The 22,106-nt window shown below is 52.2% G+C and carries 23 protein-coding genes, 2 tRNA genes and 1 pseudogene; 16 read left to right on the top strand and 10 right to left on the bottom strand.

What is annotated here, in order from left to right:
- Positions 1 to 75 precede the first annotated feature (75 nt).
- Complete coding sequence (locus NQ012_RS00385) at positions 76 to 510, bottom strand: Spy/CpxP family protein refolding chaperone (protein WP_257065452.1); 435 nt, start codon at positions 508 to 510, stop codon at positions 76 to 78.
- 216 nt (positions 511 to 726) lie between these two features.
- On the opposite strand from NQ012_RS00385, the gene rpe reads away from it, so the two are divergent.
- Positions 727 to 1,410, top strand: a complete 684-nt coding sequence (gene rpe / locus NQ012_RS00380; protein ID WP_257065451.1) for a ribulose-phosphate 3-epimerase — start codon at positions 727 to 729, stop codon at positions 1,408 to 1,410.
- Positions 1,411 to 1,691: 281 nt separating this feature from the next.
- Here rpe and NQ012_RS00375 read toward each other — a convergent pair whose 3' ends face one another.
- Entirely contained in the window at positions 1,692 to 2,225 is a 534-nt protein-coding gene (locus tag NQ012_RS00375) for an inorganic diphosphatase (protein WP_257065450.1), read from the bottom strand.
- Positions 2,226 to 2,409: 184 nt separating this feature from the next.
- Here NQ012_RS00375 and dnaB point away from each other — a divergent pair, with 184 nt between their 5' ends.
- From dnaB to NQ012_RS00345, 6 genes are all read left to right on the top strand, one after another.
- Complete coding sequence (dnaB, locus tag NQ012_RS00370) at positions 2,410 to 3,819, top strand: replicative DNA helicase (RefSeq protein ID WP_257065449.1); 1,410 nt, start codon at positions 2,410 to 2,412, stop codon at positions 3,817 to 3,819.
- Between the two features lie 281 nt (positions 3,820 to 4,100).
- Positions 4,101 to 4,760, top strand: coding sequence for a GspH/FimT family pseudopilin (locus NQ012_RS00365; protein ID WP_257065448.1), 660 nt, complete (start codon positions 4,101 to 4,103; stop codon positions 4,758 to 4,760).
- Positions 4,761 to 4,832: 72 nt separating this feature from the next.
- Positions 4,833 to 5,564, top strand: coding sequence for a type IV pilus modification protein PilV (gene pilV / locus NQ012_RS00360; protein ID WP_257065447.1), 732 nt, complete (start codon positions 4,833 to 4,835; stop codon positions 5,562 to 5,564).
- An 18-nt stretch (positions 5,565 to 5,582) separates the two neighbouring features.
- Positions 5,583 to 6,539 (top strand): PilW family protein, encoded by a 957-nt coding sequence (locus NQ012_RS00355; RefSeq protein ID WP_257065446.1) that lies wholly within the window; start codon positions 5,583 to 5,585, stop codon positions 6,537 to 6,539.
- A complete protein-coding gene (locus tag NQ012_RS00350; RefSeq protein WP_257065445.1) occupies positions 6,515 to 7,081 on the top strand; it encodes a pilus assembly PilX family protein in 567 nt (188 codons plus the stop codon). The genes NQ012_RS00355 and NQ012_RS00350 overlap by 25 nt, the downstream gene beginning before the upstream one ends.
- A gap of 8 nt (positions 7,082 to 7,089) precedes the next feature.
- Positions 7,090 to 7,554 (top strand): PilX family type IV pilin, encoded by a 465-nt coding sequence (locus NQ012_RS00345; protein ID WP_257065444.1) that lies wholly within the window; start codon positions 7,090 to 7,092, stop codon positions 7,552 to 7,554.
- 99 nt (positions 7,555 to 7,653) lie between these two features.
- Here NQ012_RS00345 and leuD read toward each other — a convergent pair whose 3' ends face one another.
- From leuD to leuC, 3 genes are all read right to left on the bottom strand, one after another.
- Entirely contained in the window at positions 7,654 to 8,295 is a 642-nt protein-coding gene (leuD, locus tag NQ012_RS00340) for a 3-isopropylmalate dehydratase small subunit (RefSeq protein WP_257065443.1), read from the bottom strand.
- Between the two features lie 75 nt (positions 8,296 to 8,370).
- Positions 8,371 to 8,505, bottom strand: coding sequence for an entericidin A/B family lipoprotein (locus tag NQ012_RS00335; RefSeq protein ID WP_257065442.1), 135 nt, complete (start codon positions 8,503 to 8,505; stop codon positions 8,371 to 8,373).
- 132 nt (positions 8,506 to 8,637) lie between these two features.
- Positions 8,638 to 10,044 (bottom strand): 3-isopropylmalate dehydratase large subunit, encoded by a 1,407-nt coding sequence (leuC, locus tag NQ012_RS00330; RefSeq protein ID WP_257065441.1) that lies wholly within the window; start codon positions 10,042 to 10,044, stop codon positions 8,638 to 8,640.
- Between the two features lie 241 nt (positions 10,045 to 10,285).
- Here leuC and gshA point away from each other — a divergent pair, with 241 nt between their 5' ends.
- The 5 genes from gshA to NQ012_RS00305 all read left to right on the top strand — a co-directional run bounded on the left by gshA (position 10,286) and on the right by NQ012_RS00305 (position 14,700).
- Positions 10,286 to 11,629 carry a glutamate--cysteine ligase gene (gene gshA, locus NQ012_RS00325; RefSeq protein WP_257065440.1) on the top strand — a complete coding sequence of 448 codons (1,344 nt, stop codon included), beginning with the start codon at positions 10,286 to 10,288 and terminating at the stop codon, positions 11,627 to 11,629.
- A gap of 203 nt (positions 11,630 to 11,832) precedes the next feature.
- Entirely contained in the window at positions 11,833 to 12,873 is a 1,041-nt protein-coding gene (locus tag NQ012_RS00320; protein WP_115336313.1) for a zinc-dependent alcohol dehydrogenase family protein, read from the top strand.
- Between the two features lie 319 nt (positions 12,874 to 13,192).
- Positions 13,193 to 13,471: a hypothetical protein gene (locus tag NQ012_RS00315; protein WP_257065439.1), complete on the top strand. Its 279-nt coding sequence runs from the start codon at positions 13,193 to 13,195 to the stop codon at positions 13,469 to 13,471.
- A 293-nt stretch (positions 13,472 to 13,764) separates the two neighbouring features.
- Entirely contained in the window at positions 13,765 to 14,049 is a 285-nt protein-coding gene (hfq, locus tag NQ012_RS00310; protein ID WP_085364882.1) for an RNA chaperone Hfq, read from the top strand.
- 78 nt (positions 14,050 to 14,127) lie between these two features.
- Positions 14,128 to 14,700, top strand: coding sequence for a class I SAM-dependent methyltransferase (locus tag NQ012_RS00305; protein ID WP_257065437.1), 573 nt, complete (start codon positions 14,128 to 14,130; stop codon positions 14,698 to 14,700).
- Between the two features lie 282 nt (positions 14,701 to 14,982).
- Here the strand turns inward: NQ012_RS00305 and NQ012_RS00300 are convergent, their stop codons facing one another.
- Entirely contained in the window at positions 14,983 to 15,240 is a 258-nt protein-coding gene (locus tag NQ012_RS00300) for a hypothetical protein (RefSeq protein ID WP_257065435.1), read from the bottom strand.
- A 283-nt stretch (positions 15,241 to 15,523) separates the two neighbouring features.
- Between NQ012_RS00300 and azu the strand changes: the two genes are divergently transcribed.
- Together azu and NQ012_RS00290 are read left to right on the top strand one after the other, a co-directional pair.
- Positions 15,524 to 16,054 carry an azurin gene (gene azu, locus NQ012_RS00295; protein ID WP_257065434.1) on the top strand — a complete coding sequence of 177 codons (531 nt, stop codon included), beginning with the start codon at positions 15,524 to 15,526 and terminating at the stop codon, positions 16,052 to 16,054.
- 129 nt (positions 16,055 to 16,183) lie between these two features.
- The gene (locus NQ012_RS00290; RefSeq protein WP_257065433.1) at positions 16,184 to 17,218 is read left to right on the top strand and encodes a hypothetical protein; all 1,035 of its coding nucleotides are present in this window, start codon (positions 16,184 to 16,186) and stop codon (positions 17,216 to 17,218) included.
- A 33-nt stretch (positions 17,219 to 17,251) separates the two neighbouring features.
- Here the strand turns inward: NQ012_RS00290 and NQ012_RS00285 are convergent, their stop codons facing one another.
- The 3 genes from NQ012_RS00285 to NQ012_RS00275 all read right to left on the bottom strand — a co-directional run bounded on the left by NQ012_RS00285 (position 17,252) and on the right by NQ012_RS00275 (position 18,235).
- Positions 17,252 to 17,872, bottom strand: coding sequence for an NAD(P)H-hydrate epimerase (locus NQ012_RS00285; RefSeq protein ID WP_257065432.1), 621 nt, complete (start codon positions 17,870 to 17,872; stop codon positions 17,252 to 17,254).
- Between the two features lie 150 nt (positions 17,873 to 18,022).
- Positions 18,023 to 18,109 (bottom strand) — tRNA-Leu (locus NQ012_RS00280).
- A gap of 39 nt (positions 18,110 to 18,148) precedes the next feature.
- A tRNA-Leu gene (locus NQ012_RS00275) sits at positions 18,149 to 18,235 on the bottom strand.
- A gap of 87 nt (positions 18,236 to 18,322) precedes the next feature.
- Between NQ012_RS00275 and rnr the strand changes: the two genes are divergently transcribed.
- Positions 18,323 to 20,698: a ribonuclease R gene (gene rnr, locus NQ012_RS00270; RefSeq protein ID WP_373566621.1), complete on the top strand. Its 2,376-nt coding sequence runs from the start codon at positions 18,323 to 18,325 to the stop codon at positions 20,696 to 20,698.
- An 88-nt stretch (positions 20,699 to 20,786) separates the two neighbouring features.
- Here the strand turns inward: rnr and NQ012_RS00265 are convergent, their stop codons facing one another.
- Positions 20,787 to 21,125 (bottom strand): helix-turn-helix domain-containing protein, encoded by a 339-nt coding sequence (locus NQ012_RS00265; RefSeq protein ID WP_257065428.1) that lies wholly within the window; start codon positions 21,123 to 21,125, stop codon positions 20,787 to 20,789.
- A 45-nt stretch (positions 21,126 to 21,170) separates the two neighbouring features.
- On the opposite strand from NQ012_RS00265, the pseudogene maeA reads away from it, so the two are divergent.
- A pseudogene (maeA, locus tag NQ012_RS00260) lies at positions 21,171 to 22,055 on the top strand (oxaloacetate-decarboxylating malate dehydrogenase).
- Positions 22,056 to 22,106: the final 51 nt, after the last annotated feature.

Genomic DNA, 22,106 nt, shown 5'->3' with positions numbered 1-22,106 from the left:
GAGAAAAGGCCGTCTGAAAATTTTCAGACGGCTTTTTGCTTATTTGGAAAACAGTTTGATAGGAAAGGCGGTAAATTACCGCAGGCAGGCATTCAGCCAATATTGCCGTTGCGACGGCGTGAGCAGTTTGTAAAAACGGTGTTGGATGGATAATTCGTCAACCGCAAACTCCATGCCGGAAAGATAACGGTTTTCTACATAATCGCGCGCATCATCGGCATTGAATTTGTCGCTGGAAAGGATTTTGATAATATCGCGGCGGCGGTTTTTATTCACACGTTCGTCTTTGCGCAAGGCTTTTTCGATGGCTTTTTTGTATTCTTTTCGGATATTGCGCAATTCGTTGGTTTGGGCATGGCTCAATCCCAGCGGGCGCACATCGCAATTGGGGTGGAAATCGTCAAGACGGGTCATCGGGGAGGCTTGGGCATAGGTTGCGCCCAAAAGCAGCAGGCAGCCGCCAATTGCGGCAGCTTGCAGCAGGAGGTTAGATTTTATTGTGATAAGCATATTGTTTTCCCAAACTTCAATACCCGCAAAATATTAGCGGATATGTATGTGAAGCGCGGTATAATCACGGTTAACATTCGTTAATGACAAAGAAATTTTATTTAAAACTTGTTTTGAAAACAGTATATTGTAATTGATGGTATTGTAATCGGCGTGATTTGAACTTTTCAAATCAGAGGCCGTCTGAAACAAAAAACACTTAAAGGAAAACCAATCGTGCAACAGTTCCGTATCGCTCCGAGTATCTTATCGGCTGATTTCGCCCGTTTGGGTGAAGAAGTTACACGCGTTATCGAAGCGGGCGCCGACCTTATCCATTTCGATGTGATGGATAACCATTATGTGCCCAACCTGACTTTCGGCCCGATGGTGTGCGCCGCCCTCAAACCTTACAGTACCGTGCCGGTGGACGTGCACCTGATGGTGGAGCCGGTAGACGATTTGATACTGTCTTTTGCCAAAGCCGGAGCGGACATTATCACGTTTCACCCCGAAGCAAGCCGCCATGTCGACCGTAGCCTGAGCCTGATTAAAGATTCCGGCTGCCAGGCCGGGCTGGTATTGAACCCTGCCACGCCGGTTTATGTGTTAGAAAACGTGCTCGACAGGCTGGATATGGTGTTGCTGATGTCGGTTAACCCCGGTTTCGGCGGGCAGAGCTTTATTCCGCAAACGCTGGTGAAAATCCGCCAAGTGCGCGATTTGCTCGATATGTATGAAGGTGAAAGCGGTCGAAAAATTGCACTCGAAGTGGACGGCGGCATTAAAACCGACAATATCGCCGCCGTTGCGGCGGCAGGTGCAGATACGTTTGTGGCCGGCTCGGCGATTTTTGGCCAAGCCGACTACAAAGCCGTTATCGATAAAATGCGGCAGGAATTGGCCTCGGCGTTTTCTTGAAGGTGTTGCGGATTTATTTTTTCAGACGGCCTGAGATCTTTGCCAAATTTGTTTGGGCATTTTGAGAGCAAGATCTTTGCAAAATACCTTAAGGCCGTCTGAAATGCCTAAACACCGTCATACTCGGGCTTGACTCGAGCACCTACTATTTCTTTTAAAACAATGAGATGTTTGGGTCGGATTGCAGGCTTGGCAATTCAAGAAACAAAAAGATACCCGGATAATCCGGGTATCTTTTTTAGATTAAGGTTTTCTTTACGGTGCCTGCCGCAACACGGGTTTTAAGCCTGTTTGTTCCAACGTTCGATAGATTCTTTAATCACCGCTTTGGCTTCTTCCACATCGCCCCAGTGTTCAACTTTGGTGGAGCCGGGTTTTTTCAGGGCTTTATAATTGTTGAAGTGGAACTCGATTTGCTTGATTAATTGCTGCGGCAAATCGGCCAAGCTGTTGTAGGCATTGCCGTTGTTGCGGTCGTCGGCGGGCACGCACACGATTTTGTCGTCCACTTCGCCGTCGTCAACAAACTTCATCACACCGATGATTTTCGCTTCTAAAAATACGCCGGTGGCCAAAGGCTGCTCGGTAACCAGTAAAACATCCAACTCGTCGCCGTCTTCATCGAGGGTTTGCGGGATAAAGCCGTAGTTGGTGGGTTTGGCAAAGATAGCGGGTTCCACGCGGTCGAGCTGGAAAGCACCCAGTTTGCGGTTCCATTCGATTTTGTGGTTGCTGCCTGCGGGAATTTCGTTCACAACATTGATGATACCGCCGTCCACGTCGCCGGGAGTGAGGATTTTGTTGAAATCAGCCATGATGTTTCCTTTTTCAAATCGGTTTAAACGGGCGTGAGTATAGCACCGCTTGGCTGTTTATAGCGAAGAAACCTCACAGCTTTAGCCGCTGTTTACCGCTTTTTTATTTTGAATAACTATCCAAACCGCCGCTCCGCGCCTTCGGCTATAATAAACGGCTTTCCCAAACGCTAAGGCCAAACCTATGAACGACTACACCGATATGATGCCGTCTGAAGACCGCGAAGTGAGCGCGTTGTCGCTGCCGCCGCACTCTATGGAGGCGGAGCAGTCGGTGTTGGGCGGCCTGCTGCTCGAAAACGCCGCGTGGGACAGAATCGCCGATGTGGTCGGCACCGAAGATTTTTACCGCCACGAACACCGGCTGATTTTCCGCAGCATTGCCAACTTGATTAACGAAAGCCGCCCCGCCGACGTGATTACCGTGCAGGAGGCTTTGGAGCGCAGCGAAGAGCTGGAGGCCGCCGGCGGGTTCAACTATCTGATTACTTTGGCGCAAAACACCCCTTCGGCCGCCAATATCCGCCGCTATGCCGAAATCGTGCGCGAACGCTCGATTATGCGCCAGCTAGCCGAAGTGGGCACCGAAATCGCCCGCAGCGCCTACAACCCGCAAGGCCGCGACGCGGGGCAGCTTCTCGACGAAGCCGAAAACAAAGTTTTCCAGATTGCCGAGAGCACGGCCAAATCCAAACAGGGCTTTTTGGAGATGCCCGCGCTTTTGAAAGAAGTGGTCGAGCGCATCGATATGCTTTATTCGCGCGACAATCCCGACGAAGTAACCGGCATTGCCACCGGTTTTATCGATTTGGATAAAAAAACCTCCGGCCTGCAACCGGGCGACCTGATTATCGTGGCCGGCCGGCCGTCTATGGGTAAAACCGCGTTTTCCATCAATATCGCCGAGCACGTTGCGGTCGAATCCAAACTGCCCGTGGCCGTGTTTTCTATGGAAATGGGCGGCGCGCAACTGGTGATGCGTATGCTCGGCTCGGTGGGCAGGCTCGACCAGCACGTTCTCAAAACCGGCCGTTTGGAAGACGAACATTGGGGCCGTCTGAACGACGCCGTCGTCAAGCTTTCCGACGCCCCCATGTTTATCGACGAAACCCCTGGCTTAACCGCGCTCGAGCTGCGCGCCCGCGCCCGCCGCCTTGCCCGCCAGTTTAACGGCAAGCTCGGCCTGATTGTAATCGACTATCTGCAATTGATGGCAGGCTCCGGCCGCAGCGACAACCGCGCATCCGAGCTGGGCGAAATTTCCCGCTCGCTCAAAGCTTTGGCCAAAGAGCTGCAAGTGCCCGTGATTGCTTTGTCGCAATTGAGCCGCACGGTGGAACAGCGCACCGACAAACGGCCGATGATGTCCGACCTGCGCGAATCCGGCGCCATCGAGCAAGACGCCGACCTGATTATGTTTATGTACCGCGACGAATACTACAATGCCGAAACCCAGTTTAAAGGTTTGGCAGAATGTATCATCGGCAAACACCGCAACGGCCCCACGGGCAAAGTGTTTCTCACCTTTATCGGCCAGTTCACCAAATTTGAAAACGCCGCCTACGTGCCCGATGCCGCAATGATGGAAGATTGATACAGATTTCCGCCGCCAAGTAGGCGGATTTCATATTTTATTAGGTATGCCGCCGCGTTATCGTTTACAATAATCAACGAAAATAAACAAAACTGCCAAAGAGCAGGGCCGAATAAACGGGGGCATGATTGCACAATCGCAGATTAAACACCCGTGGCCGGCTGCGGGTGTTTTTTATGGCATTACCGCTTAAATATTAATCAGCCTATATCAGGCCGTCTGAAAAACAGATTGAATATTTAAAAAAACACATTACCCAAACAACGTCGTCAGGTTTGCTCATGCGTTCAAAATACCAAGGTTTCACCTTAACCGAGCTGTTGATCGTGATTGCCATTGTGGCAATTATGGCCGCAATAGCCTTTCCCAATATGAGCCAATGGATAGCCTCCCGCCGAGCCGCCAGCCAGGCGGAGCAGGTGGCCAATCTCCTGCGCTTCGCCCGCGGCGAAGCCGTCCGTTTGAATCTGCCGGTTTATGTTTGCCCCGCACAAATTAAAGTGGACGGCAATCCCGATCTCTACTGCAACACCGCCCATGCAGGCAAAGGCATGGTGGCATTTGCCGACACCAACAAAGACGGCAGTTACACGCGTAACACCGATATTGATTTGCGCACCGTTATTTTGAACGCACAAAATGAAGAGCGCACCAGCTACCAGTTCAATACCTACAACTTCAGCGGCACAAAACAAAACAGCAATACCGTGTGGGCATTTTACCCTAATGGCACATTCGGCCACGCCGCCGCCACAGACGGCACATTCACTATAGGCGGCGGTTTTGTCAAAATTGCCGCTACCGATGCCGCCGCAAAAGACGACAACACCAAAGCATCGCGGGCTTCGATTTTGTTGATAGACAGCAGCGGCAGGGTGCAGAAATGCGAAAGCGGAGCCACAGGCACAATTGCCAAACTGTGCAAATATAAAGATGAATAACCGTTGCCTTAAACTAAAAGATACGGTTTCACCCGAGCACTAACCCTTAAATAAAAACCGCATGGGGAAAATATGCGCAAAACTTTATACCCGAACCATCCACACACAAACGCCGCAATCTGCACACCGGCGGGCAGTAAAGGCCGTCTGAAACAAAGCCAAAGCGGCATGACGCTGGTTGAAGTGCTGGTGGCCATGTTCGTATTGGCCGTCGGCGTGCTGGCATTGCTCGCCACCCAATTGCGCACCGTATCCAGCGTGCGCGAAGCCGAGAGCCAAACCGTTGTCGCCCAAGCAGTACAGAACTTGATGGAGGGAATGCAGATTAACCCGACTTTGTCGGTAGAAGTAGGTGTAAATGGAGAAGAAACGGGCTGGGTTAGAAAAAGATATGATGCAATTATTACTGGAGCAAGGGCATTAAGTTATAGAAATTCGAGAATCAATAATAAAACAGTGCGCAAATGTGTAACCAGTGGATGGTGTCAGCAAGATACGGCTACAAATATGGATAAAAGGGATTTGTTATTAGATCAATTGGGGCGTTTTGAAGATGCGTTAGCTCGAGCTTTGCCAAATGCGGATATTAAATACACCATTTGTAACGACACAACAGGTAGGGCGATGGCGATTGCGGCTAATGGTAGCACACAAACCAATTGTACAGGCGGGGATGGTGATCCTTTATTCATTAAAGTGCTTTGGCAGGTCGATACGGAAAAAGCAAATGAAAACACGTTAAATAGTAATGCAAGTAATAACAATAAGTTGGTCTATACTTATGAAGCACGTATGCCAGACTAATCAGATGACAGAGCGAATATGAAAAACAAAAAATATTACCCGCTGATTACGGGCGCGCAAAATATCAAGGGTTTCAGCCTGATAGAATTTTTGGTGGCCAGCGCATTAAGCATGATTGTCTTGGTGGCCGTGAGCAAAGGTTATTTTACCGCCCGTCAGTTAAATAATGCCGCCGACAGCCGTATGAACACACAGCAAGATTTGCGTAATGCCGCCAATATGGTGGTGCGCGATGCCCGTATGGCAGGTGGCTTCGGTTGCTTCAATATGATGGCCGATATTGAGAAACATACCGAAACTATAGGTAGCGGAAGTGCGGTAGTAGTAAAAGCCAAAAAGGGCAGCAGAACCATTAGTGATAAAAATACAAATACCTCCGGTAGTGAAGCTTTCAGATTGGAGAACGATGCCGACAACCTGATGCCTGTCCGCAGTATTGCTAGAGCTGATTTTAGTCCGGCAGGTTTTGCAGCTTCTTCTGATGCTTTGGTCTTTATCTATGGCAGTGAAAATCCTTCGGTAGGCGAACCTTTGGTGTTTAGCACATGCAACGCTTTGGTTCGACCGGCAGATGATAACCGGCCTGCGGCAGCAACCATTAAGAGCGAATTGGGCGGAGCAACGGTAAACGATAGTGAAATTTCCGTTTTGCGTTATGCCGTACATGCGTACGCAACCGGCTCTATCGGCGGACAAACAGGTTTCTTCCGTTTCCAGTTGAATGGGGATTCATGGGGTAACCCCCAATTGTTGGTAAGTGGTGTTACAGGGGCAACTTTCAGATATCTCTATGTTAATAATTGTCCTGATGGGGCAGGGCATACTGAAACTTTCCAATACTCAACCGAGTTGAATAGGGTTCCTGCTTTTGTGCGCATCAATCTGAACGGGGGCGCAGCGAATGCCAATCAAATCTACACTATCGACGCAACAATAAGGGGAGGAAACACATGCGCCAACCGCAGCCTTTCATAATTTCTACACCTAAATCGGCACAACAGGGTTTTTCACTGTTTATTGTGCTGATGGTGATGATTGTGGTGGCATTTTTGGTAGTAAGTGTAACGCAATCGTATAACACCGAGCAGCGTATCAGCACCAACGATGCCGACCATAAATATGCCACCACCTTGGCAGAAACAGCTTTGCGTACAGGTGAGAGCAGAATTGCGACAGCCGAATTTGAAAACAGAGTAACTTTTTCACCGAATTGTACCGATGCTTTATGCAGCCCTGCCAATGCAACAGCCGGCACTTTCGGGGATATTGTTGTTCAAGCGGAAACAGGCGGCGTAGCTGCTTGGGAGCGCGTTACCTGCGGCAATAATAACAGCTCGTGCCTTGACACCAATGGCAGGGCGGTAACGGTTGCAGGTGCTAGAACCAACCCCCGTTATATTATCGAATATATCAGCACCCAAACCGACGGCACGGTTATTTATCGCGTAACTGCTAAAGCATGGGGCCAAAATAGTAATACGGTAGTGATTTTGCAGTCTTATGTTGCTGCAAGTTAAGGGGAAGTATGAAACCGAAACGGCAAACACAAGGTTTTACCTTGGTTGAATTGATGATTGTGGTGGCCATTATCGGCATTCTCGCTGCAATTGCTTACCCGTCGTATAACCACTATATCGAGCGCGGACATTTAACCGATGCTCACGCGGAATTGGTGGATATCAATAACAATATTAAAACCAAGCGGGTAAGTGAACCCGGTTCGCTATCTTCGCAAACCGATTTGGAAAGCCACATATCCGGATTATTTAAAGAACCGGATTTGGTTGCCCGCTACGATATAACCGTGGCCATGCCTGACGCAGCCAAAAGTTCGCGCTATAACTTGGTGGTTACGCCGAAAGCAACTAGCGGTTATACCTTGGCGCTGTGGATGAACAGCATTGGTGAGGCTTACCGATGCCAAGATGCTGATTCCGCACAAGCTTATCTCACCACGGGGAAATGTGAGCAGATTGGCGGTAAAAAATAGGGATAGATATTGAGTCAGGCCGTCTGAAACATTAAGTTTTCAGACGGCCTTTAAGATATTTTTGCAACAACCCCAACTGTCGCTTTATTGGTGGGGGAATTAAGCATTAAACAGCCACGGCTGCGAGGCTTTGCGCTTTTCTTCAAATGCTTTGATTTCACCGGCGTGTTGCAGGGTGAGGCCGATTTCGTCGAGACCGTTTAACAGGCAGTGTTTGCGGTGTTCGGTAATGTCGAAAGTAAATGTTTGGCCGCTCGGTGTGGTCAGGGTCTGTTTTTCCAAATTAATGGCCAACCGGTAGCCTTCGTTGGCTTCTACTTCTTTAAACAGTTGGTCGACTTCTTCTTCGCTCAACACAATCGGCAGCAGGCCGTTTTTGTAGCAGTTGTTGAAGAAAATATCGGCAAAGCTGGGGGCGATTACGGCACGGAAACCGTAGTCGTCGAGTGCCCACGGGGCGTGCTCGCGCGAGGAGCCGCAGCCGAAGTTTTTACGGGTAAGCAGAATCTGCGCACCTTGGTAGCGCGGCTGGTTGAGCGAAAAATCGGGGTTGAGCGGGCGTTTGCTGTTGTCCATGCCCGGCTCGCCGTGGTCGAGGTAGCGCCATTCGTCGAAGGCATTGGGGCCGAAGCCGCTGCGTTTGATGGATTTTAAGAATTGTTTGGGAATAATGGCGTCGGTATCGACGTTGGCGCGGTCAAGCGGGGCAACCAGTGCGGTGATTTGCGTGAATGCTTTCATGTTCGTACTTTCGGTTTGAAAAATACCCCCGCAGTAACAGCGGTTGCGGGGGTGAAGATATTTGATGCTGTTGAATTAGTGGGCGTGGCGGTCGGCGGATTGCTCAAGCTTGTCGCCGGCTTTGGATACGTCTTTACCGAAGCCTGATACAGTGTTACAGGCAGATAATAAAGTCATGGCGGCCAATGCGGCCAATACGAGTTTTTTCATGTTTTAGTCTCCATAATATTTGAAAGTACAAGCAATAGGCATTGCTGTGCTTGGTATCATGCCAAAGTTTGTTCTAAAAAACAATTTTCCGAAACAGGCCGTCTGAAAGTTTTTCAGACGGCCTGCATATCTTTACAAACTGCGCACATCGGTAAAATGGCCGACAACTGCGGCGGCGGCGGCCATTGCGGGGCTAACCAAATGGGTGCGCCCGCCATTGCCTTGGCGGCCTTCGAAGTTGCGGTTGGAGGTGGAGGCGCAACGTTCCTGCGGCGCGAGACGGTCGGCATTCATGGCCAGGCACATCGAGCAACCCGGTTCGCGCCATTCGAAGCCGGCTTCGGTAAAGATTTTGTCCAAGCCTTCGCGCTCGGCCTGCTCTTTTACCAAGCCGGAGCCGGGCACCACCAATACGCGGCTGACGTTGGCGGCCTTTTGGCGGCCTTTGGCTACGGCGGCGGCTTCGCGCAAGTCTTCGATGCGGCTGTTGGTGCAGGAGCCGATAAACACCACGTCAACGGGAATTTGGTTTAACGGGGTGTCGGCGGTCAAGCCCATGTATTCCAGCGCGCGCTCCATGCCGCTGCGTTTGACCGGATCGGCTTCGTTGGCAGGGTTGGGCACTTTGCCGTTGATATCGAGCACCATTTCGGGCGAAGTGCCCCAAGTAATCTGCGGTTCGATGTTATCGGCATCGAACTCGTAAACTTTGTCGAAAACCGCGCCTTCGTCGGACACCAGCGTTCGCCAGTAGGCAACGGCTTTTTCCCAATCTTCGCCTTTGGGGGCGAGCGGTTTGCCTTTCACATAATCGATGGTGGTTTGGTCGACCGCCACGATGCCGCTGCGCGCACCGGCTTCGATGGCCATGTTGCACAGGGTCATGCGGCCTTCCATGCTCAGGCTTTGAATCGCTTCGCCGCCGAATTCGACGGCATAGCCGGTGCCGCCGGCGGTGCCGATTTGGCCGATGATGTATAAGGCCACGTCTTTGGCGGTAACGCCGGGCTTCAGACGGCCGTTTACCTTAATCAGCATGGATTTGGATTTTTTGGCGGTAATGCACTGGGTGGCCATGGTGTGTTCGACTTCGGAAGTACCGATACCGTGCGCCAGCGCGCCGAATGCGCCGTGGGTGGAAGTGTGCGAGTCTCCGCAAACCACGGTCATGCCGGGCAGGGTGGCGCCCTGTTCGGGGCCCATCACGTGCACAATGCCCTGACCTTTGTCTTTAAACGGAAAATAAGCCAGCGCGCCGAACTCTTTGATATTGCTGTCTAGCGTATCGACTTGCAGTTTGGAAATCGGGTCTTGGATGCCTTTGTCCCAATCGTTGGTGGGGGTGTTGTGGTCGGCGGTGGAAACCACGCTGTCGATGCGCCACAGTTTGCGGCCGGCCATTTTCAGGCCTTCGAAGGCTTGCGGGCTGGTAACTTCGTGCACAAGGTGGCGGTCAATGTAGAGAAGAACGGTGCCGTCTTCTTCTTCGCGAACAACGTGGCTGTTCCAAAGTTTGTCGTAAAGGGTTTGCGGTTTCATGGTTTGTGCTTTTGTTATCAAAGAAAATATCGCATGATGGTAGCGATTTGCGGGGCGGAATGCAAGCAAAATGTCTAAAAAATTGTTTGACGTGGTTTTTTGCTGGAATCGGCTAAAAATTTTGGACATTTTGTCTTGTTTATAACTTAGTATACTATCGATAAACCATCTTGGTGCTTGTATAGGCCGTCTGAAAAACCTATCATGCGGGGGTTAACGATTTTTAATTTAGGTGGAAACCATGTCGCTGCCCGTGATGTCTAGCACTTATATTGCACAACTTCAAGAATTTGAAAGAAAAATCTTAAGCAATCAAACCAAAATCGAAGCTTGGTTCCGCCAGCAGTGGGCGCAGCACAAGCCGCCTTTTTACGGGTCGGTCGATATCCGCAACGCCGGCTATAAAATGGCTTCAATCGATATGAACCTGTTTCCGGGCGGTTTCAACAACCTGAATCCGAATTTTATCCAACTGGCGGCGCACGCCGCGCAAGACGCGGTCGAGCGTTCCTGCCCGCAGGCCAAGTCGGTGCTGATTGTGCCCGAAAACCATACCCGCAATACGTTTTATCTGCAAAATGTGTATGCGCTGGCCAATATTCTGCGCTCGGCGGGCTTTGAAGTGCGCTTGGGCAGCCTGAACCCCGAAATTACCGAAGCCACCGAGTTTGAAACTGCGCTGGGCGATAAAATCCTGCTCGAGCCTTTGCAACGCACCCGCGAACGCGTGCATCTGGCCGACGGCTTTTCGCCCTGTTTGGTGTTGTTGAACAATGATTTATCGGCCGGTGTGCCGGAAATTTTACAGGGCATCGTCCAAACCGTGCTGCCGCCCCTGCATGGCGGTTGGACCACCCGCCGCAAAACCGCACACTTTGCCGCCTACGACCAAGTGGCCGCCGAATTTGCCGAACTGCTGGGCATAGACGTGTGGCACATCAACCCGTATTTCGAGCAAATCGGCGGCCTAGACTTTCAGGAGCGCGAAGGCGAAGACGCGCTGGCCGAAGCGGTGGAGCGGATGCTGGCGAAAATCCAAGCCAAATATGATGAAAAAGGCATTGCCGACAAGCCTTTTGTGATTGTGAAAGCCGATGCGGGCACTTACGGCATGGGCGTGATGAGCGTGAAATCGGCCGACGAAGTGCGCGGCCTGAACCGCAAAAACCGCAATAAAATGGCCAAAATCAAAGAAGGCTTGGAAGTGAGCGAAGTGATTGTGCAGGAAGGCATCTACACTTATGAAACGCTCGACGGTGCGGTTTCCGAACCGGTGGTGTATATGATGGACCGTTTCGTTATCGGCGGCTTTTTCCGCGTGCACGAAGGGCGCGCCAACGATGAAAACCTGAATGCGGGCGGCATGGTGTTCGTGCCGCTGAACCAGGCGATTCCGGTGGCGGGTGCGGAAGAGGGCAGCGAAGAGCGCTGCAAACGTGTGTTCGCCCAATGGGATTCGCTGGGCGTGCCGCAAACCAATTCCGCCAATCCGGATTGCGAGTGCAACCGCCTGTATGTGTACGGTGTGATGGCACGCCTGTCGTTGCTGGCCGCTTCGCTGGAATTGGTGCAAACGGCCGGGTAAGGGCAATTTATTTAATTAAAGTGTTGCGCTTAATAAATATAAGCAGGCCGTCTGAAACGTTCAGACGGCCTGTTTTATTATGCTGATTTCTTTTGTTATGGTATAACATATTGAATTTCTACAATAAATTTGACGCATAAGAAAGTTTGCTCTATAAACGGAAGCGTAGTAACGTCCAACAAACAATTTTGAGAGGATAAAACATGAAAGCAATGGCTTATTACGGTGCGGGTGACATCCGTTTTGAAGAAAAACCCAAACCGCAGATCATCGACCCCACCGATGCGGTGGTGAAAATCGTGAAAACCACCATTTGCGGCACCGACTTAGGCATTTGGAAAGGCAAAAATCCCGAAATCGAGCCGGGGCGCATTCTCGGCCACGAAGGCATCGGCATCGTTGAAGAAGTGGGTTCGGCAGTAAAAAACATTAAAAAAGGCGATAAAGTTATCATTTCGTGCGTGAGCAAATGCTGCACTTGCGACAACTGCAAGGTTCAATTGTATTCGCACTGCCGCAACGGCGGCTGGATTCTTGGTTATATGATTGACGGCACGCAGGCCGAATATGTGCGCACGCCTTATGCCGACAACAGCCTGATTCCGCTGCCCGATAATGTGAACGAAGAAGTGGCGCTGCTGTTGAGCGATGCACTACCCACCGCTCACGAAATCGGTGTGCAGTACGGCGATGTGAAACCGGGTGACACCGTATTTATCGCCGGCGCAGGCCCCGTGGGTATGTCTGCATTATTGACCGCGCAGTTATACAGCCCCTCGGTACTGATTGTGTGCGATATGGACGAAAACCGCCTGAAACTGGCGAAAGAATTGGGTGCCACCCACACCATCAACCCGGCCTCCGGAGATGTGGCCAAACAGGTTATCGATATCGTCGGCGAAGACGGCGTGGATGTAGCTATCGAAGCGGTGGGCATTCCCGCTACCTGGAATATGTGCCAAGATATTGTGAAACCCGGCGGCAATCTGGCCGTGGTGGGTGTGCACGGTGTGCCGGTTGATTTCAAACTGGAAAAACTGTGGATCAAAAACCTCACCATCACCACCGGTTTGGTTAACGCCAACACCACCGAAATGCTGATGAAAGCGATTTCGGCCAGTTCGGTGGACTATACCAAAATGCTCACCCACCGTTTTAAATTCAGCGAGCTGGAAAAGGCCTATGATGTGTTCAAACACGCTGCCGAAAACGGCGCGATGAAAGTGGTGCTGGTTGCAGACTAAGCTCTGCCCATCATAATGTGAAATCTGCTTGAGAGGCCGTCTGAAAATAAGGTTTCAGACGGCCTCGATTGTTTGCGCGGCTTGAATAAAGTTCACTGTCAAAACATTTTATTGTAAATAATTTGTTTTTTTAACATGCGACCGGCTTTTCGTAAAAAAATATTAGCATTTCCTTTCGATTTTTTGGAAACTTAATAAGGCGAAGCCACTCTGACTACACAATGCAGCTCATTCTGCATCTTTATGGCTTTATGCCGTTCATGCCTGCCCGTCCCTTCACGGGCGGCTGAAAACCATTCCAATTGAAAGGATTTGATTCATGAAAAAAGTATTAATCGCTGCCGCTTTCGCAACCCTGGCCCTGACCGCTTGTTCCAGCAACAAAGACAAAGCGCCCGAAACTACCAACATCACCGTTGAGCAAGCTCTGCAAGAGTGCCAGCAAACCGTGGGCAACACCCAAGACCGCGCTGCTTTCGATGCCTGCATGAAAGACAAAGGCTTCGAGCGTCCGGCTGCTGCCGCTACCGCTCCTGCGGCTCCCGCTGTGCCTGCGGCTCCCGAAGCTCCTGCCAAGCCTGCTAAACCTGCCAAATAAGAAGCGCGTTTACACTTAGGTTGAAAAAAACGGCTGCTTGGGCAGCCGTTTGCTTTTGTGCCGGCGGTATAAAACAGACTCATCTGTTTAAACCGGCGGCATTTTATCGGAATATCTGCGTAACCGACTGAACTTTACCGCAGTATTGCTATCCTAATTAAAAGCTTTTCGGAACAGAGCCGAAAACGTTTGCATATTCTTACCGAAATAAGGTTGGTAAAAAAACGCATTCAAGGCTACAATCGGCAAGTGTTTTCCCGAATATTTCAAAACCATAATAACGGAGTATAAAAATGACCGCTAAAGGGCAAATGTTACAAGATCCTTTTTTGAACGCTTTGCGTAAAGAGCACGTGCCGGTTTCCATTTATCTGGTAAACGGCATCAAACTTCAGGGGCAGGTTGAATCGTTCGACCAATATGTTGTGTTGTTACGCAACACCTCGGTAACGCAAATGGTTTACAAACACGCCATTTCCACCATTGTTCCGGCACGCGCGGTGAGCTTGCAGCACGAACACAAACAATCTCAGGCCGCAGCCCCCGTTCAAGTGGAAACCCAACAGGCTGCCGAATAAGGCAGGCATAAAAAATACCTTACCGAATCCGACACGGTAAGGTATTTTTTATTACGCTGTTTTTCAGACGGCCATGCGATGCTGTTAAACAATATTCTGCCTTTCACTCACGATTTACTGCGCCGCAGCATCCGCCCCGGCGAAAGCGTGCTCGACGGAACCGCCGGCAACGGCCACGATACCTTGCTGCTGGCCGAGTGCGTCGGTGCGAAAGGCAAGGTGTGGGCGTTTGATGTGCAGGAGCAGGCGCTGGCACAAACTGCCGCCCGTTTGGCGGATGCCGACATACAGGCGCAGGTGGAGTATGTGTGTGCGGGGCATGAAACATTGGCGGAATATATCGGCGAACCATTGGCGGCTGCGGTGTTTAATTTCGGCTGGTTGCCCGGCGGCGACAAAACGTTAACCACCCAAGCCGACACCAGCATACGCGCCTTAAATGCCGCATTGGCGCTGTTGAAGCCGGGCGGACTGCTGGCAGCGGTACTCTATCCCGGTCATGATGCCGGATATAGAGAGGCAAATGCCGTGGAAGCATGGGCGGAGGATTTGCCACAACGGCAATATGCCGTGTTGAAATACGGTTTTATCAACCGCAAAAACCGGCCGCCTTATTTGCTGGCGGTCGAAAAATTGCAGGCCGGAGTGTGAGCGGCATATATAGCCAGTTGATTTAAGAAAAATGCATACGCTATACTCAGTCTTGACCCGAGTATCTTGAGTTTCAGCAACATTGAGATACTCGGGTCAAGTCCGGGTATGACTGAACTAAGTGGTTTTGCGATATGTCCGTAAAGTCTTTCCGGCACCAAGAGGCCGTCTGAAACGATTTTCAGACGGCCTTTGCTTTTATATATTTGGAAGTTATTAAGGTTGCGTTAATTTAACTGCGGTTAAATGGTGCACCATTCAAGCCGTTTTGATTGAAAGCGGTTACAAACGGTTTTGGCGGTAGCGGTCGATCAGCTGTTTGGCCTGTGTTTGTGCTATGCCGAAATGCTTGGCCGTTTTGCGGATATTGTCCAACTCGGTTTCGGAGAGATTGGCCTCAAGCCACGGTTTGGTGGCGGCGTGGCGGCATACCTGCTCGAAATAGGCTTTGCTGCGTGCTTTGCCGCGCGACCAAGCGAGTAGCGCCAGAAAAACGCAGAATGCGATTAAAACGGTGTTGGTAACGGCAAATGCAGACATGGTTTTCTCGTGTGGGTGTTCAGACGGCCTCTTCGCGAATTATATAGCGGATCAATATTTTCCGGTATGCGGAAAACCGGTTCGTTATATAGCCGCACTAAATATAGCCGAACCTGTGGCCGCCCGCTGCGGGCGTAAAACCGCTGCCGTTAGGGAACTTGGCACGTTTTCATTTGCCATATGCAAATAAACCCTGCCCGGCGGTGCAAACAACGAAATATAGTGCGTCAACGGCAGTTTGCTGTTGGGGCGGAATAATGTGGATTTAACCAAAGGAACCATAATGAAAATTTATTTAGCTTTAATTTCTGCTGCTGCTTTAACTTTGTCGGCCTGTTCGCAAGAGTCGGCCGCACCCACCGCATCTGCACCGACCGCGCCGGCTGCATCTGATGCTGCGCCTGCCGCCGTTTCTTCTGCCGACACGGCCTGTCAAACGGTGATTGAGGCCGGCGACGATATGAAATACAACAAAACCGAAATCAACATCAGCAAAAGCTGCAAGGAATATACCATCACTCTGAAGCATATGGGCACCATGCCCAAAGCAGCCATGGGGCATGACCTTGTGATTGCGAAATCCGAAGATGTGGACGGTGTGGCCAAAGACGGCGCAACCGCGGGCGCTGAAAACGACTTCATCAAAGCAGGCGACGAGCGTATTATCGCCAACACCAAGCTGATCGGCGGCGGTGAAGAGGCCACGATTAAAGTGGACACCGGCAAATTTTCAGCCGGCAACAAATATGAGTTTTTCTGCACCTTCCCCGGCCATTTGGCGATGATGCGCGGTACGGTGAATTTGGTTGATTAACCTGCGGAATACAAAACGGCCTGAGCGTTTGGCAAGCTGCTCAGGCCGTTTTTTCATGCCGGATATTTGCAGATTATTGCCGTGCGGTTATCATGGGGCATACCCTGCTGACCGAGGCCGTCTGAAAACATGAAAAGAGCGTTTATTTTAAGCGACTGCGAGCCGCCACAATGCGAAGAAAAACCTTATGCGTTGCTTACCGCCAATGTAACCAAAGGCCACCACTTCATCGCGCAGACCGAGCAGCGCCAGCATGCGTTCAACCGCAATGTGAATCCGCAAAACCAAAACGTTTACCGCTTTTCGCTTTCCATGTTTCAAAAGCCCTATAAAGGCTCGGCCGAAAGCGTGAACATCGAAAACAATCTCGAAGCCAACAATCTCTATACGCTGTCGTTTGTGGAAGGCAACGGCGGCAGCCAATACAATCTGGAAAACTGGTTCAGCCGCCACGAAAGCGGCTATGAAGATGCCTGTAACTTTCTGCGCACCATCCGCAGCGGTAGGCAGCAGGCGCCGCAGGCATTATGGCGGGTGTTGCAGCTGAAATTGTTGGGTATTTTCCGAAATCCCTACTGCCACAACACGTTGCTCGCCCACGGCCTGCACCAAGCCGTGTTGTCGCAACTGCCCGAAGTGGGCAGCGAGTTCGTTACCCTGATTGCGCAAAGGCCGCAGCCGCGGCTGGCGCGCATATTGAGCACGTTTGCATTTTCGCCCGAAGGCTACACCCGCTGGCTGGCCAACCTCTACGGCATGCTTAGCGACGGCGTGATGCAGCCTTCTTTGTTTGAACGGCTGTTCGGCACATTGTTTGCCGAACCTGATGCGGTGAAAATCGAGCTGTTCCGCTACGACGGCGAGCATGAATGCTGTTTTTTTGCCGACACCGGCTTCTGCCAGCAAACGTCCAACCAAACATTCACCGTGGGCGTGAGCATTGCCGCCGATATGTTTGCGGTGGTGCATATGCCGCGGCAGCGTTGGCAGGCGGTGGCGCAGAATTTTGCCGACCATGTTCCGCCGCCTGCGGCGGAAGTAACCGTGTTCGACGGCAACCAGCGCCAGCGCGTTACCTACAACCGTTTGTGCGTGCGGCAGGCGCGCGAAGCGGTGTACGGCAGAAGCAGCCGCAAAGAAGATTATTTTCGTGAATCCGCCTGAAGTTTCAAACCGGCCAAATTTTTTTCAGACGGCCTAAATAATATCCACGCACACGATTTCACCGCACAAAGATTTGCCCGCTTCGCTCAAGTGTGCGGGTTTGAAGGCGGCAAATGTGTAAGTGATATCGGCACGGAACGCAGCATTATCCGCTTCGCCAGTATCGCCGTTCAAGCCCGTGGGTATGTCCAACGCCACTTTCAGGCCGTCTGAAAGATTAAGCAGGCGGCAGACGGCGGCAACGGAATCGGGCAGGCTGCCGGTAAAGCCTGTGCCGAAAATGCCTTCGATAACCACATCGTAGGCCGCTTTCAGACGGCCTGCCGATATTTCGGCGTCAACAAATCCGATACCGCCCAAACCGGCTAAGCGTTTGAGATTGAGTTCGGCCAGCGGCGACAAATCCCTGCCCAGCGCAAACGCAACGTCAACCTGCCAGCCGTGTTGCTGCAACACCCGCGCCATCACCAAACCGTCGCCGCCGTTATTGCCTTTGCCGCACACCACCAGCGCGCGGCCGGCTATCGGCAGCCGACGCAGCAAATCGGCGGCGGCGCGCTGGCCGGCGTTTTCCATCAGTTGTTCGAAACTCGTGCCCGCCTCCACGGCGGCCTGTTCGTAGCGGCGCATTTCGGCGGCGGTATAAACTTTCATGGCATTGCTCCCTGTGAAAACAACCGAGGCCGTCTGAAAACATTTCAGACGGCCTCGGTATTGTAATATAGGGGCAAGCGGCGTGCCGAAACCTTTGCAAACTGCGGACAATAAAAAAACCGGCATCAAGCCGGAGATTTTTTATTCGAATGGTGCCCAGGAGAAGACTCGAACTTCCACACCCGTGAGGATACTAGCACCTGAAGCTAGCGCGTCTACCAATTCCGCCACCTGGGCCAATCTGTTGTTGTAAAGCAAAGCAGGGTTGAAAACCTATGGTGCCCAGGAGAAGACTCGAACTTCCACGCCCGTAAGGACACTAGCACCTGAAGCTAGCGCGTCTACCAATTCCGCCACCTGGGCTTTGCTTTAATCTTTGCTTTCGGTTAAAGTGCTAACCGCAAAGAGATGTGCATTATATATTTAACTCAAAGATTGTCAATCATAGAAATGAAGAAAAATACTAAGTTACTCAGTTTACGTGAGAAAGACCCGTTTTTAGCGCGTGAGCGCCAACGTTACGAGCACCCGCTGCCCAGCCGTGAGTGGGTTATCGAATTATTGGAAAGCGAAGGCGTGCCGCTGCAAATTGCCGCATTAGCGGGAAAACTGTCGATAACCGACGAAGAATACGAATTTTTCGAGCGCCGCATCAAAGCGATGGCGCGTGACGGCCAAGTGCTGATCAACCGCCGCGGCGCGGTGTGCGTGGCCGACAAATTGGCGCTGGTGAAATGCCGTGTCGAAGCGCATAAAGACGGCTTCGGTTTCGCCGTGCCGCTGGTTCCCACCGGAGAGGGCGACTTCGTGCTCTACGAGCGCCAGATGCGCGGGCTGATGCACGGAGATATCGTTACCGTACGCCCCGCCGGTACCGACCGCCGCGGCCGTCGCGAAGGGCAGGTGCTGGATATCGTTGAGCGCGCCCAAAAACAAGTGGTGGGTCGTTTTTATGTGGAGCGCGGCATTGCCATTTTAGAGCCGGAAGACCGCCGCCTCACCCAAAGCATCGTGCTCGAGCCTGAAGGGCTGGCCGAAATGAAGCCCGAATCGGGGCAGGTGGTGGTGGCCGAAATCGAGAGCTATCCCGACGGCCACCGCCCGGCCGTGGCCAAATTAATCGAAGTGTTGGGCGATTATGCCGACAGCGGCATGGAAATCGAAATCGCCGTGCGCAAGCACCAATTGCCGCACATTTTCAGCGAAGCCTGCCAACAGGCGGCCGCCAAGATTCCCGACCGTGTCCGCCCGCAGGATACCAAAGGCCGCGTCGATTTGCGCGGCCTGCCGCTGGTAACGATAGACGGCGAAACCGCACGAGATTTCGACGATGCCGTTTATGCCGAAAAACAAGGCCGCAACTTCCGCCTGGTGGTGGCGATTGCCGACGTGAGCCATTATGTGCGCCCCGACGACGCCATCGACAAAGATGCGCGCGAACGCGCCACCAGTGTGTATTTTCCGCGCCGCGTGATTCCCATGCTGCCCGAAAATCTCTCGAACGGCATCTGTTCGCTCAACCCCGATGTGGAGCGCTTGTGCATGGTGTGCGACATGGTGGTAACGTATGCCGGCAACATCAAAGAATATAAGTTTTACCCCGCCGTGATGAAATCGCACGCCCGCCTCACCTACAACCAAGTTTGGAATTGGATAGAACAGGGCGGCGATTATCCGCACAAAGCGCAAATCGACACCCTATACAAACTGTTTAAGATTTTGCAGAAAAAACGCCACCAGCGCGGCGCGGTGGAATTTGAAAGCATCGAAACACAGATGATTTTCAACGATAACGGCAAAATCGAACGCATCGTGCCGGTTGTCCGCAACGATGCCCACAAACTGATTGAAGAGTGTATGCTGGCGGCCAACGTGTGCGCGGCAGAGTTTTTATTGAAAAACAAACACACTTCGCTGTTCCGCAACCATTTGGGCCCCACGCCCGAAAAACTTACCACCCTGCGCGAACAGCTCGGCCTGCTCGGCCTGCATTTGGGCGGCGGCGACAACCCCGCCCCCAAAGACTACGCCAAACTGGCCGAACAATTCAAAAACCGCCCCGATGCCGAACTCTTGCAAGTGATGATGCTGCGTTCGATGCAGCAGGCCGTTTATGAGCCGGATAACCACGGCCACTTCGGCCTGGCCTATGAAGCCTACACCCATTTCACTTCGCCCATCCGCCGTTATCCCGATTTAACGGTCCACCGTGCCATCAAGGCCGTGTTGAAGCAGGAAAAATATAAGCCCGAATCATGGCAGGCGTTGGGCGTGCACACATCGTTCTGCGAACGCCGCGCCGACGACGCCAGCCGCGATGTTGAAAATTGGCTGAAAACCTACTATATGCGCGACAAAGTGGGCGAAATGTTTGAAGGCCGCATTTCAGGCATGGCCAACTTCGGCATTTTCGTTACGCTCGAAGGCATCCATATCGAAGGCATGGTGCACATCAGCGATTTGGGCGAAGACTATTTCAATTTCCGCCCCGAAATCATGGCCATGGAGGGCGAACGCAGCGGTGTGCACTTCAATATGGGTGACCGCGTAACCGTTAAAGTGGTGCGTGCCGATTTGGACACCAGCAAAATCGACCTTGCCTTAATCAGCGGAGGCGAAGTGCCGAAAAAGCGTGGCAAAAAAGCCGCCGTTCAGACGGCCTCTGCCAAAGAAACCGCCAAAAGCCGCGGCAAAAGCGTAACCATTAAGCCGAAGGCAGAAAAAAACGCCAAAACCGCCGCTAAAAATACTTCGGGCAGGAAAAAGCCGGCAGTAACGAAAAGCAGTAAAGCGGGCACCAAACGCAGCAGTAAAAATAAGGCGTAGATTTAGTGGTGCAATATTAGAGGCCGTCTGAAAAACAAGTGTTGTTCTTGTTTTTCAGACGGCTTTCTGACTGATATTCCTAACGTCATTACGCCTGTGCCTGTTTGAGCCGCAGGGTAAAACGTTCCAGAAAGTGCAGCATCAGTTCGCGGTCGTGTTCGGCCAATTCCGACATCATCAGATGCAGATGATGGGTTTTGTCGAACAGGCGCGGGCTGCCGTCGGCGATGAGGTCGGCGGCGGTGCATTGGAAAATCTCCGCCAACTCCATCAGCCGCGCAACATTGGGCATAATCAGGCCGCGTTCCATGCGCGATACGGCTTCGTTGCCGATTTGTAGGATTTCGGCCACCTGTAAACCGCCGCCGAGCTGTTCCCCGATGCGCTGCTGCATTTCGAGGACTTCGGCCCCTCCAACGCGCGCCATATTCTGGTGCAAAACCGCGATCAGTATCGGATTTTCAACGACGATATGCAGGGCACCGGTGCGATTGTGATGGCGGCGGTGATTTCCGGTTTGAAAGTGACCAAACAGAGCTTTGCCGAACAGCGCCTGCTGGTGTACGGTGCAGGCACGGCAGGCACCGGCATGGCGGATCAGATCAGCGCGGCGATGGAGCGCGAAGGCTTGAGCCGCGAAGAAGCGAAAAAACGCGTGTGGCTGATCGACATCAACGGCCTGGTGACCGACGATATGCAGGATTTGCCCGATTACCAGCAGGAATACGCACGCCCCGCCGCCGAAGTGGCCGCCTGGGCGCGTGAAAAAGGCAAAAACGGCGACAAAATCGGCTTGTTGGAAACCGTGAAGCAAATCAAGCCCACCATTCTGATCGGCACCTCCACCGACCACGGCGCATTCAACGAAGCGGTGGTGAAAGCCCTGGCCGCCGGCGTGGAGCGGCCGATTCTGCTGCCGCTGTCCAACCCCACCGAGCGCATCGAAGTGATGCCGGAGGATGCGGTACGCTGGTCGGACGGCAAGGTGCTGATCGCCACCGGCATTCCCGTGCCGCCCGTGGCGTACAACGGCGTCAATTACTAGATCGGCCAAGGCAACAACGCTTTGCTCTATCCCGGCTTGGGCCTCGGCATCATTGTTTCCGGTGCCAAACACGTCACCGACGGCATGCTGCTGGCCGCCGCCGAAGCGGTGGCCTCGCAAGTGAACCCTACCGATTTGGGTGCATCGCTGCTGCCGCCGGTCGATAATCTGCGCGCTTCTTCCGCTACCGTGGCGGTGGCGGTGGCCAAACAGGCGGTCAAAGACGGCGTGGCGGCGAAACCGCACGACAACTGGGTGCAGGCCGTACAGGATGCCATGTGGCAGCCGGTGTATCCGAAACTGGATATTTAACACGCATCGAGACCGTCTGAAACCTTTCAGACGGCCTTATGGTATTTTGCC

The organism is Neisseria dentiae, from assembly GCF_024580525.1.
GTDB classification, from domain to species: domain Bacteria; phylum Pseudomonadota; class Gammaproteobacteria; order Burkholderiales; family Neisseriaceae; genus Neisseria; species Neisseria dentiae_A.
This window is presented reverse-complemented; position numbering and strand designations above follow the sequence as displayed.

Bases quoted from the DNA above. Each gene is read 5' to 3' on its own strand.
- NQ012_RS00365 (WP_257065448.1), top strand. From the start codon at position 4,101: ATGCGTTCAAAATACCAAGGTTTCACCTTAACCGAGCTGTTGATCGTG.
- leuD (WP_257065443.1), bottom strand. From the start codon at position 8,295: ATGAAAGCATTCACGCAAATCACCGCACTGGTTGCCCCGCTTGACCGC.
- NQ012_RS00385 (WP_257065452.1), bottom strand. From the start codon at position 510: ATGCTTATCACAATAAAATCTAACCTCCTGCTGCAAGCTGCCGCAATT.
- NQ012_RS00300 (WP_257065435.1), bottom strand. From the start codon at position 15,240: ATGTCTGCATTTGCCGTTACCAACACCGTTTTAATCGCATTCTGCGTT.
- NQ012_RS00305 (WP_257065437.1), top strand. From the start codon at position 14,128: ATGCTGTTAAACAATATTCTGCCTTTCACTCACGATTTACTGCGCCGC.
- NQ012_RS00335 (WP_257065442.1), bottom strand. From the start codon at position 8,505: ATGAAAAAACTCGTATTGGCCGCATTGGCCGCCATGACTTTATTATCT.
- leuC (WP_257065441.1), bottom strand. From the start codon at position 10,044: ATGAAACCGCAAACCCTTTACGACAAACTTTGGAACAGCCACGTTGTT.
- NQ012_RS00350 (WP_257065445.1), top strand. From the start codon at position 6,515: ATGCGCCAACCGCAGCCTTTCATAATTTCTACACCTAAATCGGCACAA.
- NQ012_RS00285 (WP_257065432.1), bottom strand. From the start codon at position 17,872: ATGAAAGTTTATACCGCCGCCGAAATGCGCCGCTACGAACAGGCCGCC.
- azu (WP_257065434.1), top strand. From the start codon at position 15,524: ATGAAAATTTATTTAGCTTTAATTTCTGCTGCTGCTTTAACTTTGTCG.
- NQ012_RS00355 (WP_257065446.1), top strand. From the start codon at position 5,583: ATGAAAAACAAAAAATATTACCCGCTGATTACGGGCGCGCAAAATATC.
- NQ012_RS00315 (WP_257065439.1), top strand. From the start codon at position 13,193: ATGAAAAAAGTATTAATCGCTGCCGCTTTCGCAACCCTGGCCCTGACC.
- NQ012_RS00265 (WP_257065428.1), bottom strand. From the start codon at position 21,125: ATGGCGCGCGTTGGAGGGGCCGAAGTCCTCGAAATGCAGCAGCGCATC.
- NQ012_RS00375 (WP_257065450.1), bottom strand. From the start codon at position 2,225: ATGGCTGATTTCAACAAAATCCTCACTCCCGGCGACGTGGACGGCGGT.
- dnaB (WP_257065449.1), top strand. From the start codon at position 2,410: ATGAACGACTACACCGATATGATGCCGTCTGAAGACCGCGAAGTGAGC.
- pilV (WP_257065447.1), top strand. From the start codon at position 4,833: ATGCGCAAAACTTTATACCCGAACCATCCACACACAAACGCCGCAATC.
- gshA (WP_257065440.1), top strand. From the start codon at position 10,286: ATGTCGCTGCCCGTGATGTCTAGCACTTATATTGCACAACTTCAAGAA.
- NQ012_RS00320 (WP_115336313.1), top strand. From the start codon at position 11,833: ATGAAAGCAATGGCTTATTACGGTGCGGGTGACATCCGTTTTGAAGAA.
- NQ012_RS00290 (WP_257065433.1), top strand. From the start codon at position 16,184: ATGAAAAGAGCGTTTATTTTAAGCGACTGCGAGCCGCCACAATGCGAA.
- NQ012_RS00345 (WP_257065444.1), top strand. From the start codon at position 7,090: ATGAAACCGAAACGGCAAACACAAGGTTTTACCTTGGTTGAATTGATG.
- rnr (WP_373566621.1), top strand. From the start codon at position 18,323: ATGAAGAAAAATACTAAGTTACTCAGTTTACGTGAGAAAGACCCGTTT.
- hfq (WP_085364882.1), top strand. From the start codon at position 13,765: ATGACCGCTAAAGGGCAAATGTTACAAGATCCTTTTTTGAACGCTTTG.